At 65.7% G+C, this 18,149-nt stretch carries 20 protein-coding genes and 1 pseudogene; 8 read left to right on the forward strand and 13 right to left on the reverse strand.

Annotated features, from left to right (window positions below; all coding sequences use genetic code 11):
* From JNK99_RS03510 to aroC, 12 genes are all read right to left on the reverse strand, one after another.
* On the reverse strand, window positions 1-426 hold a 426-nt coding region (locus JNK99_RS03510), incomplete at its 3' end, for a tRNA pseudouridine synthase A (RefSeq protein WP_291848688.1).
* Window positions 427-429: 3 nt separating this feature from the next.
* On the reverse strand, window positions 430-1,026 hold the full coding sequence (locus tag JNK99_RS03515; protein ID WP_291848690.1) for an energy-coupling factor transporter transmembrane component T: 597 nt from the start codon (window positions 1,024-1,026) through the stop codon (window positions 430-432).
* An 84-nt stretch (window positions 1,027-1,110) separates the two neighbouring features.
* Window positions 1,111-4,152, reverse strand: a complete 3,042-nt coding sequence (locus JNK99_RS03520; protein WP_291848693.1) for a FimV/HubP family polar landmark protein — start codon at window positions 4,150-4,152, stop codon at window positions 1,111-1,113.
* Between the two features lie 142 nt (window positions 4,153-4,294).
* A complete protein-coding gene (gene asd / locus JNK99_RS03525) occupies window positions 4,295-5,425 on the reverse strand; it encodes an aspartate-semialdehyde dehydrogenase (protein WP_291848743.1) in 1,131 nt (376 codons plus the stop codon).
* A 25-nt stretch (window positions 5,426-5,450) separates the two neighbouring features.
* On the reverse strand, window positions 5,451-6,515 hold the full coding sequence (gene leuB / locus JNK99_RS03530; RefSeq protein ID WP_291848696.1) for a 3-isopropylmalate dehydrogenase: 1,065 nt from the start codon (window positions 6,513-6,515) through the stop codon (window positions 5,451-5,453).
* A gap of 9 nt (window positions 6,516-6,524) precedes the next feature.
* Window positions 6,525-7,163, reverse strand: a complete 639-nt coding sequence (gene leuD / locus JNK99_RS03535; RefSeq protein WP_291848700.1) for a 3-isopropylmalate dehydratase small subunit — start codon at window positions 7,161-7,163, stop codon at window positions 6,525-6,527.
* A 24-nt stretch (window positions 7,164-7,187) separates the two neighbouring features.
* Window positions 7,188-7,316, reverse strand: coding sequence for an entericidin A/B family lipoprotein (locus JNK99_RS03540; RefSeq protein WP_291848703.1), 129 nt, complete (start codon window positions 7,314-7,316; stop codon window positions 7,188-7,190).
* 15 nt (window positions 7,317-7,331) lie between these two features.
* Window positions 7,332-8,738 (reverse strand): 3-isopropylmalate dehydratase large subunit, encoded by a 1,407-nt coding sequence (leuC, locus tag JNK99_RS03545; protein WP_291848706.1) that lies wholly within the window; start codon window positions 8,736-8,738, stop codon window positions 7,332-7,334.
* Window positions 8,739-8,854: 116 nt separating this feature from the next.
* Window positions 8,855-9,697, reverse strand: coding sequence for a M48 family metallopeptidase (locus JNK99_RS03550; protein WP_291848709.1), 843 nt, complete (start codon window positions 9,695-9,697; stop codon window positions 8,855-8,857).
* A 22-nt stretch (window positions 9,698-9,719) separates the two neighbouring features.
* Window positions 9,720-10,901: an MFS transporter gene (locus JNK99_RS03555; protein ID WP_291848711.1), complete on the reverse strand. Its 1,182-nt coding sequence runs from the start codon at window positions 10,899-10,901 to the stop codon at window positions 9,720-9,722.
* A 52-nt stretch (window positions 10,902-10,953) separates the two neighbouring features.
* Window positions 10,954-11,205 carry a YdcH family protein gene (locus JNK99_RS03560; RefSeq protein ID WP_291848713.1) on the reverse strand — a complete coding sequence of 84 codons (252 nt, stop codon included), beginning with the start codon at window positions 11,203-11,205 and terminating at the stop codon, window positions 10,954-10,956.
* A gap of 79 nt (window positions 11,206-11,284) precedes the next feature.
* Entirely contained in the window at window positions 11,285-12,388 is a 1,104-nt protein-coding gene (gene aroC, locus JNK99_RS03565) for a chorismate synthase (protein WP_291848716.1), read from the reverse strand.
* 72 nt (window positions 12,389-12,460) lie between these two features.
* Between aroC and JNK99_RS03570 the strand changes: the two genes are divergently transcribed.
* From JNK99_RS03570 to JNK99_RS03595, 6 genes are all read left to right on the forward strand, one after another.
* Window positions 12,461-12,634, forward strand: a complete 174-nt coding sequence (locus JNK99_RS03570) for a hypothetical protein (RefSeq protein WP_291848719.1) — start codon at window positions 12,461-12,463, stop codon at window positions 12,632-12,634.
* Window positions 12,624-12,965 (forward strand): hypothetical protein, encoded by a 342-nt coding sequence (locus tag JNK99_RS03575; RefSeq protein WP_291848721.1) that lies wholly within the window; start codon window positions 12,624-12,626, stop codon window positions 12,963-12,965. The genes JNK99_RS03570 and JNK99_RS03575 overlap by 11 nt, the downstream gene beginning before the upstream one ends.
* 39 nt (window positions 12,966-13,004) lie before the next feature.
* The gene (locus JNK99_RS03580; RefSeq protein WP_291848723.1) at window positions 13,005-13,664 is read left to right on the forward strand and encodes a response regulator; all 660 of its coding nucleotides are present in this window, start codon (window positions 13,005-13,007) and stop codon (window positions 13,662-13,664) included.
* Complete coding sequence (locus JNK99_RS03585; RefSeq protein WP_366518699.1) at window positions 13,661-14,980, forward strand: ATP-binding protein; 1,320 nt, start codon at window positions 13,661-13,663, stop codon at window positions 14,978-14,980. The genes JNK99_RS03580 and JNK99_RS03585 overlap by 4 nt, the downstream gene beginning before the upstream one ends.
* A gap of 84 nt (window positions 14,981-15,064) precedes the next feature.
* A complete protein-coding gene (locus tag JNK99_RS03590) occupies window positions 15,065-16,507 on the forward strand; it encodes a DegQ family serine endoprotease (RefSeq protein WP_291848736.1) in 1,443 nt (480 codons plus the stop codon).
* A 42-nt stretch (window positions 16,508-16,549) separates the two neighbouring features.
* Window positions 16,550-17,065 (forward strand): hypothetical protein, encoded by a 516-nt coding sequence (locus tag JNK99_RS03595; protein WP_291848737.1) that lies wholly within the window; start codon window positions 16,550-16,552, stop codon window positions 17,063-17,065.
* Window positions 17,066-17,184: 119 nt separating this feature from the next.
* Here the strand turns inward: JNK99_RS03595 and JNK99_RS03600 are convergent, their stop codons facing one another.
* The gene (locus tag JNK99_RS03600; RefSeq protein WP_291848739.1) at window positions 17,185-17,496 is read right to left on the reverse strand and encodes a hypothetical protein; all 312 of its coding nucleotides are present in this window, start codon (window positions 17,494-17,496) and stop codon (window positions 17,185-17,187) included.
* A gap of 110 nt (window positions 17,497-17,606) precedes the next feature.
* Between JNK99_RS03600 and JNK99_RS03605 the strand changes: the two genes are divergently transcribed.
* Window positions 17,607-17,765, forward strand: a complete 159-nt coding sequence (locus JNK99_RS03605) for a hypothetical protein (RefSeq protein ID WP_291848741.1) — start codon at window positions 17,607-17,609, stop codon at window positions 17,763-17,765.
* A 50-nt stretch (window positions 17,766-17,815) separates the two neighbouring features.
* Window positions 17,816-18,149 (forward strand): annotated as a pseudogene (locus JNK99_RS03610) (transposase); the annotation flags it as partial.

Below are 18,149 nucleotides of genomic sequence, written 5' to 3' on the forward strand. Positions count from 1 at the left end.
CGCCGCACGCATCGCAGCGAGGTCGAGCGGCTGATGGTACCAACCCACCCTGCCGTGCCAGACGCCGGTCCGGTGTGCCCGATTGACCAGTAGATAGCGATAGTGGCGCGCCCTGGCGGCCGAGCGTGCGTGGAAGTCCGGGGCGACGGCCTGTGCCCAGCGTACGGCAACCGCTGGCGGCAGGAAGGTGTTGGTGCCACGCACCCAGGCGTACAGCGAGCGTTCGAGAGCGGTATCGAAATGCACGACCTGTCCCAGTGCATGGACGCCGGCATCGGTGCGTCCGGCGCATACGACGGGCACCGGCATTCCGGCAAATTGTCGCAAGGCTCCCTGCAGCGCATCCTGCACGGTGCCACCGCCCGGTTGCTGCTGCCAGCCACGAAAACCGCTGCCATCGTACTCGACCGCCAAGGCTATGCGCATGTCTCAGATCTGCGAGAAATAGAGCAGCGGCGCGCAGCCGAGCAACAGCAGGGCGAGCAGCAGATAGTCGCGGCGGGACAATCGACGATCGGCAAGTTCAAACGCCTCCGTGTTGTGGCTACCGGGGTTTGCCAGCAGGCTTTTCCAGTCGCGCGGCCTGGGCAGCGTATCGAGGTAGTTCAGGACCAGAAGCAGGCGCACGATCGCGCGATCGACATCGAGGCCGCAACGGTGCAGGGGTCCGAGCAGGCGATGGATGGCCGTCAGCAAGTCGGTCACTGGCAGTCGTTGGCGCAGGACAACCACTGCCATCAGGATGAGCAGCAATCGCCCCGCATGGGTGCCGGCGTCAAGCAGCCCCTGGCGACTGGGAGCCAGGGGGCCGTTCCAGACGGGATCGCCGATGCCCCCCCAACTCAGGATGACCACCAGCGACAGGAATAGCCAGCGTGCACGCCAGGCGAGTTGCCGCCAGCCGCGCCAGGCGGCCGTGCCGAATACCGGCAGTAGAAGCAGGGCAGCGATCAGGAAACGAATATCGAGAACCTGGATGGTCGCCACGATCATCAGCCAGGCGAGCAGGAGGGTGCTGGGGTGCACGCTGGCTTTCGTAGCCTTGGCGTCACGCGCCGAGCGGGGTGGTCTTCCAGCCACCGCGGGCGGTCTGGTGAGTGATTGTGTTACCTATTCGCGCAGGCCGGAAAGGAGGGCCAGCGCTGCTTCCCGCTGCGCGGCATCACCTTCGTTGACCACTTCATGCAGAAGTTCGCGTGCTCCCTCCAGGTCGCCCATGTCCTGATAGGCTCTGGCCAGTTCCAGTTTGGTGGCCACTTCTTCACTGGAGCTGATGTCGGACTCGCCACTGGTTTCGGTGGTCTCACCAAACAGCGGATTCACTTCGGTATCGGTCTGCTCCTCGGTGAATCCAGGGTTGACCAGCGTGTCTTCCTGTTCGCCTTCAAAGGAGAAGTCGAGCGCACCGCCGATCGTCGGCGTGGCACCCGCCGTCAGCACATCAGCCTGGGTCAGATCAAGGCTGATCGACGACATGTCGAATGCCGGATGCTGCATCCCTTCGCCAAGCACGGTGGACTCGGTCAAGCGCACGTCGAATTCGAGCGCCTCGGCACCAGTCGCCGTACCGATATCGAGTACCTCGGTCGCCGCCTCGGCACGGGTCAGCGTCTTCTCCTCCCAGGTCGCATCGTCGGTGGAAGGTTCGGCAAGATCAAATTCGAAGTCTCCCGGTGCCTGGGGGGACGGCCCGCCACTTGGCAACGCCGGGTGGACCAGCATGGTGACTTCCAGGGAGCTCTCGTCGTCAACCAGGCGCACCTCGTCGCCCCGTTCTTCGATTGATGGAGAAGCCAGTGCCGGAGCCTTTGGCAGGGAAGTCTCCAGGTCGAAGTCGAGTGCGCTGCCGCTTCCGGTATTGGCGAAAGCAAGCGTGGTTTCAAGAGCTGCCTCTCCGATGTCTGGTGAGATCAGCGCGCTGCCGTCACTGCCCCCAAGATCGAAGTCGAGATCCGCCAGGCTGACCGTCTGTGGCTGTTCTGCCGGAGCGGCCTGGGCAGGGCTGACGGCCGGTACGCCGACTGCTTCCACCATCTGGGTGAGTTGCCCTGGCTTGGTAAAGGTATCCTCGAAGGATTCGGTGTGTTCCACAACCGTCGCCTGGGCGATGGGCGGGGGTGGCTCGCTCGCCTTGGCAGGTGCGAATAGCGGATTCCGGGGCTCGATCTGGAGACCCATTGCCACGGCTTTTTCCCAGTCGGGGCCGCTGCCACCCGTAGCGGCGAAGAGTTCGCTGGCCAGGGCAACGAACGGTTTGGCGTCCTTGCGGGCGAGGTAGATCTCGAGCAGCTTGAGATGGATGGCGTGCCGCCTGGAGTCTTTCTGCTTGGCCTCTAGCAGGATTTCCTCAGCCTGTGCGTCACGCCCATAGGCCATATAGACGTCTGCTTCAGCAACCGGATCGACTTCGTCAGTGTCGATGCTGCCTGGGCCTGCCTGGCTGAAATCGGTTTGTCCCAGCGAGTGCGAGGTGTCGACGCTTTGTCCGCCGGTGCTGCGGAAGACCGACTTGGCGGCCAGGCTATCAGCGACGGGCGCGAGTGTACTGCTGGTGGCGTCAAGCGGGGTCTCGACGTCGCCCTGGCGGCGGCGCTTGACATACCAATAGCCGGCGAGCAGCGCGATGATGGCGGCACCACCGCCCAGGGGCGCGGCGTTGTCCAGCAACTCGTCTAGGAAGCCGGGTTCTTCCGGCGGGGGCGGCGGCATCACCGGCTTCGGTGCGGGCGGTTCGGTCGGCGCGGGTGCCGCGGCCACGGGTGGTGGCGCTTCCGCCGGTGGCGGCGCGGGTGCCGGCTGGGGCTCCGCCGGCACCGCAGCTTCCGGTGGCTTGGCCTCCACCGGCTGAGCGGTCGGTGCCGGGGCGGCGGGCAACGAAGTTCCGGCGGCTGCGGCAGGCGCCGGCATGGTGGCTGCCGCCGGTGCGGGAAGTGCTGCCGGTGGCGTGGGCGTTGTGGCAATGGCCGGGGGGGCGGTGCCTGACTTGCCCGCGGACTGTTTCTCCAGATCGGCCAGGGTCTGGCTCTTCAGCTCCAGCAGCCGCTGCAACTCGGCGACATTTCTTTCCAGGGTGGCCAGGCGCTCATTGGCATCCTTGAGCGCCTTCTCCTTGGCGATCAGGTCTTCATCACCGCGTTTCCCCGCCGTCGAAGGCTTGGTCTCGGGAAGCTCGGTCCTTGATACCTTGAGCTGATCCTTCGGTTCGGCGGTCGACCCTCCCCTTTCCTCCACCTTGGTCGTAATCTTTCCGGCCGCCTGCTGCCGTCCTCCCTCGTCCCTGCCCGGAGTCTCTGCTGCCGCAGCGCCAAGTTTCTTGCGGTAAGTGCTCCAGTCGGTCGATTGAGCGACGACGACAGTCCTCGCCTCGCTGCGCGGAATCGCTTCGAGAGCGGTCTTGTCCGGCACGGAGAGGATCTGGCCTGCCTTCAGGCGGTTGATGTTGCCTTGCTCGAAGGCCTCCGGATTGGCCCGGAAAAGCCCGAGCAGCATCTGTTCGAGCGACACTCCTTCCGGGCGGAGCTCGCGCGCGATCTGGCTCAGCGTTTCTCCGCGCCTGACTTCGTAGGTGGCGCCGCCAGACACTGCTGTCGAGCGTTGTTCTGCGACACGGGAGCGTGGTGCGCGTGCCTGCCGCTCCTCCGGCGGGCGCGTCTCGGCCAGTGGACCGGGGGTGGCGAACGGTCTGGTGATGGTCGGTGGCGCGGCGTCCTTGGCCGCAAATTCGGGTGGATCAAGCAGGAAGGTGTACTCGCGCAATAGCCGGCCGGTTGGCCAGTTGAGCTCCAGCAGGAGGTCTACAAAGGGGTCGTTGACCGGTCGGGCCGAACTCAGCCGGATGAAAGTCTGGCCATTCGGGCGCCTGTCAAGGCTAAGGGTGATGCCGGACGCCGTGCTCGTGTAATCGACGCCGGCCTGCTTGAAGGCATCCTGCGAGGCGATCTGGGCCTTGATGCCGGCCAGTTCCTCTCGCGTTGCAAAAACCTCCAGTTCGGCGCGCAGCGGCTGTCCGAGTGCCGAGAACACGGTGATCTTGCCGAGTCCGGCCGCCTCGCCGCTCAAGGGCCAGGTGGCGAGCGCCAGCGAAGAGGCTACCGCCCAAACCGAGGTCCGCAGTCTGAAGTTTCTTGCTGTGTGATTTAGTTTTTTGGCCACGGCGCCACCTTGAGCGTCGAAATTGGAATTATTAAAATAACATCATGAAGTTAGCCATGCAAGCCAAACGTGCTTCTGATTCTGACCTCACGGTGAAGCCCGGAACCGGGTCGGCAGACCCGGTTCTTCCAATTTCTTTCAATCAGTTATCGAGCAGGATGCGGAGCATCCGGCGCAGCGGTTCGGCGGCTCCCCAGAGCAGTTGATCACCGACCGTGAAGGCAGCAAGATACTCGGGTCCCATCGCCAGCTTGTGCAGACGGCCGACGGGTACCGTCATCGTGCCGGTGACGGCGGCCGGTGTCAGCTCGCGCTCGGTAGTCTCGCGCTCATTGGCCACCACCTTCACCCACGGGTTGGCTTGCGCAATGATGTCGGAGACTTCGTCCAGCGGCGCATCGCGCTTGAGCTTGATGGTCAGACCCTGCGCATGGCAGCGCATCGCTCCGATGCGCACGCACAGGCCATCGACCGGGATGCTGCCCGGGGTGTGAAAGGCGGGCCGGCCCAGGATCTTGTTGCACTCGGCGCCCCCCTTCCACTCTTCCTTCGACTGTCCCCCCTCGACCGGCACATCGATCCACGGGATCAGGCTGCCGGCGAGTGCCGTATTGCGGAAGTTGCCCGTCGGAAAACTGGCCGAGCGCATGGTTTCGGCGACCCGCCGGTCGATCTCCAGGATTGCCGAAGCCGGCTCGGCAAGCTGCGCCTGCACGGCGTCGTGCAGCGCACCCATCTGCAGCAACAGCTCGCGCATGTTCTGGGCGCCGGCACCGGAAGCCGCCTGGTAGGTCATGGCGCTGATCCACTCGACCAGGTCGTGGCGGAAAAGACCACCAACGCCCATCAGCATCAGCGAGACCGTGCAGTTGCCGCCGATCCAGTTGCGTCCACCCTTGCTCAGTGCATCCTTGATGACGTCGAGGTTTACCGGATCGAGAATGATCACGGCATCGTCGTGCATGCGCAGGGTGGATGCCGCGTCGATCCAGTGGCCTCGCCAGCCAGCCGCACGCAGCCTGGGGAAGACTTGCTTGGTGTAGTCGCCACCCTGGCAGGTGATCACCACGTCGAGGTGGCTCAGTGCTTCGATCGACATCGCGTCCTGCAGCGTGCCGGCCTCCTTGCCGGCAAATACCGGCGCTTCCCTGCCGACCGCCGAAGTGGAGAAATAGAACGGATCGATGTGACCGAAGTCACCCTCGTCGATCATCCGCTGCATGAGGACCGAGCCCACCATGCCTCGCCAGCCAACCAGACCCACTTTCATCATGTGTTCACCCATCCTTCAGTTTCCGTCAAAGTGCTGCCAGAACCGCGTCGCCCATGCCCCGCGTGCCGACCTTGTGCATTCCCGGCTCGTAGATGTCGGCGGTACGGTAGCCCTGCGCCAGCACCTGCCTGACCGCCTGCTCGATACGCGCGGCGGCCTCTTCGTTCGAGAAGGTGTAGCGCAGCATCATCGCGGCGGAGAGAATCGTTGCCAGCGGATTGGCCACGTCCTGGCCGGCAATATCCGGCGCCGAGCCGTGGCAGGGTTCGTAAAGCCCCTTGTTGTGCGCATCGAGCGAGGCCGAAGGCAGCATGCCGATCGATCCGGTCAACATCGCCGCCTCGTCCGACAGGATGTCGCCGAACAGGTTGCCGGTTACCAGCACGTCGAACTGTTTCGGACTGCGCACCAGCTGCATTGCCGCATTGTCCACCAGCATGTGGCTGAGCTCGACATCGGGATACTCGGCGGCCATCTCGCTGGCCACATCGCGCCAGAGCTGGGTCGTTTCGAGCACGTTCATCTTGTCGACCGAGCACAGTCTGCGCCCGCGCTTGCGCGCCGCCGCGAAAGCCACGCGCAGGATGCGACGAATTTCGCCCTCGCTGTAGTGCATGGTGTTGAAGCCGTAGCGCTCCTGCCGGCCATCGACCATGCGCGTCTCGATCCCTCGCGGCTGCCCGAAGTAAATGTCGCCGGTCAGCTCGCGGACGATCAGGATGTCCAGGCCGGAGACGACCTCGGGCTTGAGTGACGAGGCGTTGGCCAGTTCCGGGTAGAGGATCGCCGGACGCAGGTTGGCGAACAGGCCCAGTTGCTGGCGAATCGCGAGCAGACCGCGTTCCGGACGCTGGGCGCGCGGCAGCGTGTCCCATTGCGGGCCGCCCACCGCGCCGAGCAGGACGGCATCGGCTTGCTCGGCGATGCTCCGGGTGGCCGCCGGGTAGGGCTCACCGGCGGCGTCCACGGCGCAACCGCCGAGCAGCGCTTCTTCCAGTTCGCAGTGCAGATCGAGCGCACGCAGTACGCGCACCGCCTCGGCGATGATTTCCGGGCCGATACCATCACCCGGGAGGACACAGATCTTCATGTCGCTTCCTCAGGCGAACAGCCAGGGCTGCTGTTCGCGACGCCTGGCTTCGAACGCCTTGATCAGCTCGGCGTGGCGCAAGGTCAGTCCGATATCGTCCCAGCCATTGAGCAGGCATTCCCGACGGAACGGATCGACGGCAAACGGCAGCGACCTGCCATCCGGACGAAGCACCACCTGCTGTTCGAGATCGACTACCAGGTGGCAGCCCGGTGTCGCCTCGACGAGAGCGAACAGGGCATCGATCTCGGCCGCCGGCAGGACGACCGGCAGAATGCCGTTCTTGAAGCAGTTGTTGAAGAAAATGTCGGCGAAACTCTCTGCAATCACCGTGCGCAGACCGAAGTCAAGCAGCGCCCAGGGAGCATGTTCGCGTGAACTGCCGCAACCGAAGTTCTGGCGGGCGAGCAGGATCTGCGCCCCGCGATAGCGCGGCTGATTGAGCACGAAATCCGGATTGAGCGGGCGCAGCGAATCGTCCCTGCCGGGTTCGCCGACGTCCAGATAGCGCCACTCGTCGAACAGATTCGGGCCGAAGCCCGAGCGCCTGATCGACTTCAGAAACTGCTTGGGGATGATCGCGTCGGTATCGACGTTGGCCCGGTCGAGCGGTACCACCAGTCCGTCGAGGCGAATGAACTTTTCCATGCCACTCCTCTTTGTCCCGGCGCCCTACCTGGCCGCCTTGCCAATTGCCTGACCACCCTTTTCGATGTCCTTGCCGAGTCCCTGCATGGTGTTGCAGCCGACCAGCGCGGTCGCCGAAATGATCACCAGCAGAATCGAGCACCATTTCTTCATGTTTCCTCCTGTTGCCTAGAGCCATTCCCTGATGTCGCAGAAATGCCCGGCAATCGCGGCCGCAGCGGCCATCTCGGGGCTGACCAGGTGGGTGCGGCCGCCGGCCCCCTGCCGCCCTTCGAAATTGCGGTTCGAAGTCGAGGCGCAGCGCTCGCCAGCCTCCAGGCGATCGGCGTTCATCGCCAGACACATCGAACAGCCAGGCTCCCGCCACTCGAAACCGGCGGCACGGAAGATCTCGTCCAGTCCCTCCTCTTCGGCCTGCCGCTTGACCAGTCCCGAGCCCGGAACGACCAGTGCAAGGCGGATGTTGCTGGCCACCGTGCGACCGCGGACGACGGCGGCCGCGGCGCGCAGATCCTCAATGCGCGAGTTGGTGCACGAACCGATGAAAACCTTGTCGAGCGCAATGTCGCAGATAGGCAAGTCTGGACTGAGACCCATGTAGCGCAGGGCACGTTCCATCCCTTCACGTTTCACCGGATCGGGCTCGCTGGCCGGATCCGGGACGCGTGCATCGACCGGCACCACCATCTCGGGCGACGTTCCCCAGGTCACCTGTGGCCCGATCGCCGCCGCCGGCATCTCGATCACGCGGTCGAAACGGGCGCCATCATCGCTGCGCAAACGGCGCCAATGGACGACGGCCTGTTCCCATCGTGCGCCTTGCGGCGCGAACGGACGGCCGCGCAGATAATCGATGGTCACCTCATCGACCGCGATCAGTCCCAGCCGGGCACCGGCTTCGATGGCCATGTTGCAGAGGGTCATGCGGCCTTCCATCGACAGGCTGCGCACCGCACTGCCGCCAAACTCGATGGCGTATCCCGTGCCGCCGGCCGTGCCAATGCGGCCGATGATCGCCAGCGCCACGTCCTTCGCCGTGACGCCCCTGCCGAGTACGCCATCGACCTGCAGCAGCATGGTCTTCGACTTCTTCTGCAACAGACATTGCGTGGCGAGCACGTGCTCCACCTCGGAGGTGCCGATGCCGTGCGCCATGCAGGCGAACGCGCCATGCGTGCTGGTGTGCGAGTCGCCGCAGACGACCGTCATGCCGGGCAGGGTCGCGCCGCTTTCCGGACCGACGACGTGTACGATGCCCTGGCGAGGGTCCTTGAACGGAAAGTAGGCCAATGCCCCGAACGCGCGGATATTGGCGTCGAGCGTTTCGACCTGCAGGCGCGAAACCGGATCCTCGATGCCCCGATCCCAGTGGTCGGTCGGCGTGTTGTGGTCGGCGGTGGCGACGATCGACGATATCCGCCACGGCTTGCGGCCGGCCAGTTTCAGGCCCTCGAAGGCCTGCGGGCTGGTCACTTCGTGCACCAGATGGCGATCGATATAGATCAGCGCGGTTCCATCGGCTTCCTGATGGACGACATGGTCCTGCCAAAGCTTTTCGTACAGGGTCTGCGGCATCGAAGGTCTATCCCGAGAGGTTCGGCCCCATGGGCGCTGTGGAGCCCCGGATTATGTCACACCGTCAGCGCCGCTGTCAGTGCCGCCATGGCGGTTCACCGCTTGCCGGCGATGTTTCAGGGCGCCTGGCGCGCCGTGTCGTAAAGTGGCTGGACACGCTCGGCGTAACGGCGCAGGTCGGCGATGCGCGTCTCGTGCGATGGATGGGTCGACAACCATTCCGGCGATCGTCCGCCCGCCGTACGACTCATCTTCTGCCACAGACTGACCGCTGCCGCGGGGTCATAGCCGGCACGCGCCGCCAGTTCGATGCCGATGCGGTCCGCTTCCTGCTCCATCTCGCGCGAGTTGGGGCGCATGAAGGCGAACTCGCCCAACGTACCGATCACCGACTTGCCGAGGCCGGAATCGACGCCGAAATAGGCGCCGATCAAGGCGCCGCCGATGGCGGCGGCCGCACCGACGCCGGCCGCCTGGCCAGCCTTTTCGCGGCCATGCTCGCGCAGGGCATGGGCGATCTCGTGCGCCATCACTGCCGCGAGTTCGTCGTCCGAGAGTCGCAGTTGCTCGACCAGGCCCGAGTACACCACGATCTTGCCACCCGGCATGCACCAGGCATTGAGTTCGCGCGAACGGACGACGTTGACCTCCCAGCGCCAGGCCGGGGCGTCGCTGCGGAAGGCGGCGGTCGCCGCAATCAGGCGCGCCGCGATCTCCCGCACGCGTGCCAGTTCCTGCACATCCCGATTGAGCAGATTCCCGGCTTGCGCCGTGCGCAGGGTCTCCTGGTACGCCTTGCCCGCCGCACGATTGACTTCGTCGGAAGAGACCAGCATGGTCTGCTCCCGATCGACCCCCACCTTGCCGCTGGCCGTCGTGCGCGTCGTCGCGCAGCCCGTGGCGATGACCAGCGCCAGAGCCAGCAGCCAGAGGCGGCGGGAGAAAACGCGATACCGCACCAGGAATCCTCCGTCAGGGAAGTCAGGCATCGACAACGCGCGACGACGGTCCTCCGCCGACTTCGGCCTCCGTCGTCACCCCTGTCGCGACCAGTAGCAGACCGAGCAGCGCAAGGACGGAACTGAGGGCATAGGTCGGCGCCGCTCCCCAGGCGTCCCAGGTCCAGCCACTCAGCAGACTGCCGAGCAGGCCTCCGGCGCCAAACGATACACTCGAATAGAGGGCCTGCCCGCGTGCCTGGCAGCGACCCGGGAACCAGCGGTTGACCGCGGCGATCGCCGCCGCGTGATAGGCGCCGAAGGTCAGACCGTGCAGCAGTTGGGCGGCGACGATCAACGACAGGTGCTCGACGCCGAGACCGATCACCAGGAAACGCACGACCGCCGCGGCGAAACTGACGAGCAGGATGGTGCGCAGGCCGAAACGGCGCAACAGGGTGACCATGAAGAAGAAGACCACGATTTCGGCCAGCACGCCGAGCGACCACAGGCAACCGACGAGGAATTTGCTGTAACGGTGCTCGGTGAGGTGGATCGAGTAGAAGACGTAGAGCGCACCGTGCGCCGCCGACATGGCGAAGCAGGCGGCAAACAGCGCCCGCACCCGCGCCTGGCGAAGGATCGTGCCAACCAGCGGTTGCTCGCCAGGGAGGGCGTGCGACGGCGCTTCGGGGATGAACAGGGCGTAAACCAGGATGCCGCCCAGGGTGCCGACGATGACCCACAACAGGCTGGCCAGTGGCAGTCGGTCGAGCAGCAGGCCGGTGCCCATCACCGCGACGATGAAGCCGATCGAACCCCACAGCCGGATGCGGCTGTAGCGCGCCGGTTCTTCGCGCAGATGATCGAAGGTCACGGTCTCGACCAGGGGCAGCGCGGCGCTCCAGAAGAAGGCCAGCAGCGCCATGGCGACCAGCATCGGGGCGAAGTCGCGGACTGCGAAAAAGGCCGAGAAACCGAACAGACCGAGCACGGCGGCGAGACGGACGACGGTTACCCGCTGTGCCAGACGATCGGCCAGCGCGCCCCAGAGGTAAGGCGCGAACAGGCGCATCAACTGCATTTGCGACATCAGCAGGCCGATGTCCCAGGCGGAAAACGAGAGTGACTGGAGATAAAGCCCGAAATAGGGCGAAAAGACGCCGATGAAGGCGAAATAGAAGAAGTAATAGCCGGAAAGGCGCCAATAGGGCAGCGAATGCATCCGGTGATTCTACCGGATGCAGCGTCGGGGCATTGTCGGGAGGATGGTCGGTTCAGCTACCGTTCTGGTAGGCGAAGAGCATCCGGTACATCTGGTCCTTGAGCCAGACACGTTTCTTCTTCATGTTCTCGATGGTGAAATCATCGATCGGCAGGTCTTCCTCTTCGAGGCGCTCGACCTCACGCGTGAGTTCATGGTATTCGTCGTAGAGCTGCCCGAACTGTTCACTCGAGGTCTTCAGTTGGTGAATCGAATCCAGATACTCGGGGAATTCATGGTGAAGGTCGTGGTGCTCAACTTGCATTGTCGTCGCCTCTTGCTGATCCCGGCCCGCCCGATGCGCGGCCAGACGACGCGATTATAACCATTGCCACGGCTGCCCGTCACCCTGCCGGACGGCCCGGAACGAGCGGTGTGGCGCACACCACGTCGGCACACTGGGCGCGATGGCGCAAAGCCTGGTCGATCAGCACGAGGGCCAGCATCGCCTCGGCAATCGGGGTCGCCCGAATGCCGACACAGGGGTCGTGCCGACCATGGGTGACCACCTCCGCCGGTTCGCCGCCGACCGTCACCGAACGGCGCGGCAGGCGAATGCTCGAGGTCGGCTTGATGGCCAGACTGACCAGCACATCCTGTCCGGTCGAGATACCGCCCAGAACCCCCCCGGCGTGGTTGCTGAGGAAGCCTTGTGGCGTCATCTCGTCGCCATGTTCGCTGCCCTTCTGCGCAATGCTGGCGAAGCCGGCGCCGATCTCGACACCCTTGACCGCATTGATGCTCATCATCGCGTGGGCGATTTCGGCATCGAGCCGGTCATACACCGGCTCACCCCAGCCGGGCGGCACACCGCTCGCGCTGACCGTGATCCTTGCGCCGACCGAATCACCCGATTTGCGCAACTCGTCCATGTACTCCTCGAGTTCGGGGACGATCCGCGCGTTCGGGGCAAAAAACGGGTTGCCGGCGATCTCATCGGCAGAGACAAAGGGAATGTCGATCGGGCCGAGCTGACTCATCCAGCCCCGGAGGGCGACACCGTAACGCTCGGCCAGCCACTTGCGGGCGATCGCCCCCGCCGCGACGCGCACGGCGGTTTCCCGCGCCGATGAACGCCCCCCGCCGCGGTGGTCGCGGAAACCGTATTTCTGCGTATACACATAGTCGGCATGGCCGGGACGGAAGGTGTCGGCGAGGTTGCCATAATCCTTGCTGCGCTGGTCCTGATTGCGGATCAGCAGGGCGATCGGCGTGCCGGTCGTGCGTCCGTCAAACACTCCCGACAGGATCTCGACCTCATCCGGCTCGCGTCGCTGCGTCACGTGTCGCGACGTGCCCGGCTTGCGCCGGTCGAGCTCGGCCTGAATGTCGGCCGCGCTGATCGCCAGCCCCGGCGGGCAGCCATCAACCACGCAGCCGATCGCGGGGCCATGCGATTCGCCAAACGACGTCACGGCGAACAGGGTGCCGAAGGTGTTGCCGGACATGCTTGCCTCTTGCGCGTTAGAATGGGAGCAAAGTCTACCATAGCGCCCGCCAGCCTCTCCGAGCATACCCGAATGACCGCCAAGCCGACCTCGCCGCCCGTCAGGAAACCGACGACCGCCGCCCCCGGACCGGTCGCGCCGCCGCGCGCGCCGGCGACCGACAATGTGCTGCGCCAGGCGCCGGCGCGCTGGCAGCGTAGCGCCCGTTACGTCTGGGACAAGGGCGGCAGCCGGGGTGGCCGTTAAGTGGCGCCGGTTTGGCCGCCGGCGCGCCAGCACGCCGGATTGCCTGCTGCTTGCGCAGCGAAACGCCCTGACGCGAAAGCTGCAGACGCACCTGAACCGCTACCTGCGGCGGCTCTTCCCGCAGGCCGGCCTGGAAATCGACCGGCAACCGATCTCCGGCCTCCTGACCCGGCAAGGTGCACAGGGCAGCGAATCGGTTGGCGTTGAGCAGCGCCGCGCACAGATCAGGCGTGTGCCGTTCGACGCGGCGACGCGACACCAGATATCATTGTTCACCTGTCATCCCGGGGTTCTGGCGCGTCCGCTGGACGAAATCAGGTCGCCGCTGTAGCTCCCGACATCCCCTCCCGGGCAAACCACGAAAACCACGATGCGCGTCTTACTCGTCGAGGACGATCCGATGATCGGCAGGAGCGTCCAGCAGGGACTGCGCCAGGACGGCTACACGGTCGACTGGGTAGGCGACGGGCGGGCCGCCGAACTGGCCCTGCAGACCACACCCTACGAACTGCTGCTGCTCGACCTCGGGCTGCCGGGCGGCTCCGGGCTCGATGTGCTCGCCCGGCTGCGGCGCGCCGGCAATCGCCTCCCGGTGCTGGTGATCACCGCGCGCGATGCGGTGGCTGACCGGATCAAGGGGCTGGACAGCGGCGCCGACGACTATCTGGTCAAACCGTTCGACCTCGACGAGCTGTCGGCCCGCATGCGCGCCGTATTGCGCCGGCACGCCGGGCGGGCCGCGCCGCTGCTCATCGTCGGCGACCTCTGCCTCAATCCGGCGACCCACGAGCTGACCCAGAACGGCCAGCCGGTGAACCTGGCGGCGCGCGAGTTCGCGCTGCTGCAAGCACTGCTTGAACGACCCGGCACGCCGCTGTCGCGCGCCGACCTCGAGGAACGCCTCTATGGCTGGGGTGAAGAGATCGGCAGCAACGCAGTCGAGGTGTACATCCATTCCCTGCGTCGCAAGCTGGGCGCCGAGCGGATCAGAAACCTCCGCGGCGTCGGCTATCTGGTGCCCCGGGCATGATGAAATCGATCCGCCGCCAGTTGCTGATCGCCCTCCTGTCGGCCATCACCCTGACCATGTTGCTCGGTGCCCTGGCCACCTACCGGACGGCGCGCGACGAGGCCAATGCCCTGTTCGACTACCAGTTGCGGCAATTGGCCCTGTCGTTGCGTGACCACGGCGGCAACGCGGCCGGCGGGCGCGAACACCCGCTCGAAGAGGACGCGCAGGACTTCTCGGTGCAGATCTGGGCGCCGGACGGAACCCGCATCTATCTCTCGCATCCGCGCCAGGATCTGCCGCATCAGGTGCCGCTCGGCTTTGCCACGGTGCCTACCGCGCATGGCAAATGGCGGGTTTTCGGTCTGCAGCAGAGGGGGCAGGTGATCCAGGTGGCGCAGCCGATGCATCTGCGTGACCAGTTGGCGCTGGCGGCGGCCCTGCGCACCGTGGCGCCCTTCCTGCTGATGCTGCCGGTGCTCGGGGTGCTGATCTGGGTTGTCGTCGGCCGTGGCTTGCGGCCGCTGGCCACCGTGGCGCGGGCGGTCACCACGCGCAGCGCGGTGGCGCTCGACCCGCTGCCGGAAAGCCCTGTTCCGTCCGAGGTCCTGCCGCTGGTGCTGGCGCTCAACGACCTCCTGCTCCGCCTGAAACGCGCGCTCGAGGCACAACGCGACTTCATCGCCGATGCCGCGCACGAGCTGCGCACACCCCTGGCGGCGCTCACCCTGCAGGCGCAACTGGCCGAGCGCGCGCCTGATCCGACGCAACGCGCCGAGGCCTTTGGCGAACTGAAAGGCGGCTTGCAACGCGCCACCCATTCGGTGCAACAGTTGCTCACCCTGGCCCGTCTGGAACCGGGAGGCGGCGAGCCTTGCCCGGCCCCGCTCAACCTCGGCGAACTCGCCGCGCAGGTCATCGCCGATCATCTGCCGCTGGCCGAGGCGCGACGGATCGATCTCGGGGCAACGCCGACCGGGCGTCCCGGCATGGTCAGCGGCGATGCCGAGGCGCTGCGCATCCTGATCGGCAACCTGATCGGCAACGCGCTGCGCTACACTCCGCCGGGCGGCCGGGTCGACGTGACGACCGACGAGAACGCCGACGGCGCCTTCCTCGAGGTGTGCGATTCGGGGCCAGGGATCCCGCCCGACGAGCGTGAACGGGTGTTCGACCGTTTCTACCGACGGGCGCAGACCGGCGATGCCGGCAGCGGGCTCGGCCTGGCGATCGTGCGGACCATCGCCGAGCGCCATCGGGCCCGGGTCAGGCTCGGCGACGCGCGCCTCGGCGGTCTGCGCGCACGCGTCGAATTTCCCCCGGCGGCCGCGGCTTAAGTCAGATTTAAGTCGGGCTCTTCTATCGTTCACCCATGGGAAGCCGAGTGCTTCCGGTTACGGAACGAAACAGGAGATAGCTCGATGCCAGCAAGTACCCTCAAACGCAGTCTGCTCGCCGTCACTCTGCTCGCCGCCTTGGGCGCCGGTTATGCGAAGTTCGGCGGCCAGGCGATCAACCCCGGCGCGGCCGTCGCCGCTGTCGAAACGCCGGCCGTGGCGCCCGCCGCGACCGGTCGTGCGGGAATGGCGCTGCCCGATTTCAGCGCAATCGTCGAGAGCAGCGGTCCGGCGGTGGTCAATATCAGCGTCAGCGGCCAAAGGAAAACCGCTTTCGACCCGAACGACCCGATGTTCGACTTCTTCCGCCGCTTCGCTGTCCCCGCGCCGCAGGAGCGTGGCCCCGCGCGCGGCATGGGCTCGGGATTCATCGTCAGCTCCGACGGGCTGATCCTGACCAATGCGCATGTGGTCGACGGAGCCGACGAGGTCACCGTCAAGCTGACCGACAAGCGCGAGTTCGGTGCCAGGATCATCGGGCTCGACAAGCTGACCGACATCGCGGTGCTGCGCATCGACGCCAGCCAGTTGCCGGTCGTCCGTCTCGGCGATCCGGCGCGCGCCCGCGTCGGCGAATGGGTGGTCGCCATTGGCTCACCCTTCGGTTTCGAGAACACCGTCACCGCCGGCATCGTCTCGGCCAAGTCACGCTCGCTGCCCAGCGACAGCTACGTGCCCTTCATCCAGACCGACGTCGCGGTCAATCCGGGCAACTCGGGTGGCCCGCTGCTCAACCTGGCGGGCGAGGTGATCGGCATCAACTCGCAGATCTACAGCCGCAGCGGCGGTTATCAGGGCGTCTCCTTCGCCATCCCGATCGACGTCGCGATGAACATCGAGCAACAACTCGTCGCGCATGGCAAGGTGAGCCACGGCCGCCTCGGGGTGACCATCCAGGAGGTGTCGCAATCGCTCGCCGAATCGTTCGGTCTCAGGAGCAACGCCGGCGCCCTGGTCAGCTCGGTCGAGAAAGGCAGCCCGGCGGCGAAGGCGGGAATCCAGCCCGGCGACATCATCCTCAAGCTGAACGACAAGACGATCGGTTCTTCCTCCGAGTTGCCGCCGCTGGTGGCCTCGACCAAGCCGGGAAGCGAGATCAGGTTGCAGGTCTGGCGCCAGGGGACCGGCCACGAGATCACCCTGTCGGTGGGCGAAATCCCCTCTGCCAGACCGGCGTCGGAGAAGGCCGGCGAGGCCGACAAGACGCGCCTGGGCCTCGCGCTGCGCCCCCTGACGCCGGACGAGCGCCGCCAGACCGACCATCCCGACGGCCTGCTGGTCGAGAACGTCAGCGGGCCGGCGGCACGCGCCGGCATCCGGCCCGGTGACCTCGTCCTCTCGCTCAACGGGCAGCCGGTGCGCGATGCGGCGCACTTGCGCGGCCTGCTCGACAAGGCGGGCAAGAATGTGGCCCTGCTCATCGAGCGGGGCGAGGCGAAGATTTTCGTGCCGGTGGACCTCGGCTGATGGTCCGGCCATGTCTTTCCGGAGAAGCCTGGAGGATGGCTGATGATCAACGCACTCTTTGACTTGCTCGGCGCTTTCTATCAGAGCGGCGATCTCGTGCAAGCCGAGTGGATGGCGCGCAGCATCCTGCTGGCCATCCCGGATGACGTCGTTTCCCTGCAGTTTCTCGGCCTCGTCTATTATCGGACCAGACGCCGAGCGCAGGCCCTGGAGGCGTTCAGCGCCGCGGACAGGGCAGCCGACGGCCGCTCCCCGGCCGCTGGCAAAGGCGACGACCTGTCCGCCGCGCAGCAGTGTCTGCCCGCGGCGAGCGACCACGGATCGACTCTTGCCGGCGCCTGGTACGATCTCGGGCTGGTCTTCTGCCGCCTGCGGCGTCACCCGCAGGCGATCAGAGCCTGGCAGGCGGCGCTCACCGCACGGCCCGACCTGCCCAAGGCGCAGCGCGCTCTCTCGCGCATCGGGAAATGGTCGGTAGCAGGAAGCGGTCACGACGACCGAGCGACCCGGCGGGCAGGGCAGGAAGGGGTCGATGCCGGGGCCCATGGGCCGCCCTGATCGCCTCGCGCCCCGTGCGCGTGTCGCCCGGAATCCTGACCCGCCAGGCCGGAACGATGCCCCGGATGGCTTCCCGATGCATCGCGATGCTTGGTTGTCTCCTCACCGCTGTCCGCGCACTACGTGGAGTTCTTGCCGGCGCGGACGCGGGCCTTGCGTTCGGACTTCTTCTTCAGACCGAGCGAGGCCACCTGATCGGAGTCGGCGCCGTATTGGGCGATCACCTGATCCTTGACGCCGAGCATGAGGTTGTGGAATTCCCATTGGGCGGCGATGGCAGCGATGGCGGCGTCGCGCGCCGCGGCCAGGGTGTTCTGGGCGCGCAGCTCGTTGTGGGCGGCCACCGCTTCGAGGCGGTACGCCGGGTTGGCCGGGTTGTAGCCGGCAATGGCCTGGAATGCCACGAAAGCCTCGTCATCGGCTTGCAGCACGTCTGAATCCAGGCACACGGTTTCGTTTTTCGTAAGCGCTCCATAAACCCTGCGGCGGTCACGTTTTTTCGGACATTCGGATAAGCTAAGGCCGACCGGACGAAAGGCACGTGAAACATGAGAGCAAAGCGCAAGTAGCGATGGCGGCGTTGTCGGGAGAGCAGACGCTGGCAGAGTTGGCCTCGGAGTACGGTGAGTATCCCACGATGATCAGCACCTGGAAGCAGGAATTGGTCAGAAACGCCCAGGACCTGTTTGAGGTAGGCTGAAAAAAGTGGAGTCCAACGTTTCGTAAAATGAATGGAAACGGAGGATGGAGATGACAAGGATGCCGAAGGAGTTGTACACGCCGGAATTTCGGGCGGAGGCGGTGAAGCGGGTTGCGGAGAGAAGGCTCTCGGGGGATGCGGCGGCGAAGCGGCTGTCGGTGCCGAAGAGCCGTCTGGGGAACGGGGTCAGGGCATTCCAGGCAGGCAAGTGGGAGCAAGTGGGGCAGGCGCAGCGGGTACCGAAGGAGACGGCAGTTGAGTTGGCTCGGTTGCGTAAGGAGTTGGCGGAAGTCAAGCTGGCGCGTGATCTGCCAAAAAAATGTGCGGCGTATTTTGCGCCGGAGTCGCGGTGAGATACGCCCGGGTTGAAGCCCTGCGACAGAG

The organism is Accumulibacter sp. (assembly GCF_016789985.1).
GTDB lineage: Bacteria > Pseudomonadota > Gammaproteobacteria > Burkholderiales > Rhodocyclaceae > Accumulibacter.

Bases quoted from the DNA above. Each gene is read 5' to 3' on its own strand.
- JNK99_RS03585 (WP_366518699.1), top strand. From the start codon at position 13,661: ATGATGAAATCGATCCGCCGCCAGTTGCTGATCGCCCTCCTGTCGGCC.
- JNK99_RS03560 (WP_291848713.1), bottom strand. From the start codon at position 11,205: ATGCAAGTTGAGCACCACGACCTTCACCATGAATTCCCCGAGTATCTG.
- leuB (WP_291848696.1), bottom strand. From the start codon at position 6,515: ATGAAGATCTGTGTCCTCCCGGGTGATGGTATCGGCCCGGAAATCATC.
- JNK99_RS03540 (WP_291848703.1), bottom strand. From the start codon at position 7,316: ATGAAGAAATGGTGCTCGATTCTGCTGGTGATCATTTCGGCGACCGCG.
- JNK99_RS03590 (WP_291848736.1), top strand. From the start codon at position 15,065: ATGCCAGCAAGTACCCTCAAACGCAGTCTGCTCGCCGTCACTCTGCTC.
- leuD (WP_291848700.1), bottom strand. From the start codon at position 7,163: ATGGAAAAGTTCATTCGCCTCGACGGACTGGTGGTACCGCTCGACCGG.
- JNK99_RS03580 (WP_291848723.1), top strand. From the start codon at position 13,005: ATGCGCGTCTTACTCGTCGAGGACGATCCGATGATCGGCAGGAGCGTC.
- leuC (WP_291848706.1), bottom strand. From the start codon at position 8,738: ATGCCGCAGACCCTGTACGAAAAGCTTTGGCAGGACCATGTCGTCCAT.
- aroC (WP_291848716.1), bottom strand. From the start codon at position 12,388: ATGTCCGGCAACACCTTCGGCACCCTGTTCGCCGTGACGTCGTTTGGC.
- JNK99_RS03570 (WP_291848719.1), top strand. From the start codon at position 12,461: ATGACCGCCAAGCCGACCTCGCCGCCCGTCAGGAAACCGACGACCGCC.
- JNK99_RS03595 (WP_291848737.1), top strand. From the start codon at position 16,550: ATGATCAACGCACTCTTTGACTTGCTCGGCGCTTTCTATCAGAGCGGC.
- asd (WP_291848743.1), bottom strand. From the start codon at position 5,425: ATGATGAAAGTGGGTCTGGTTGGCTGGCGAGGCATGGTGGGCTCGGTC.
- JNK99_RS03555 (WP_291848711.1), bottom strand. From the start codon at position 10,901: ATGCATTCGCTGCCCTATTGGCGCCTTTCCGGCTATTACTTCTTCTAT.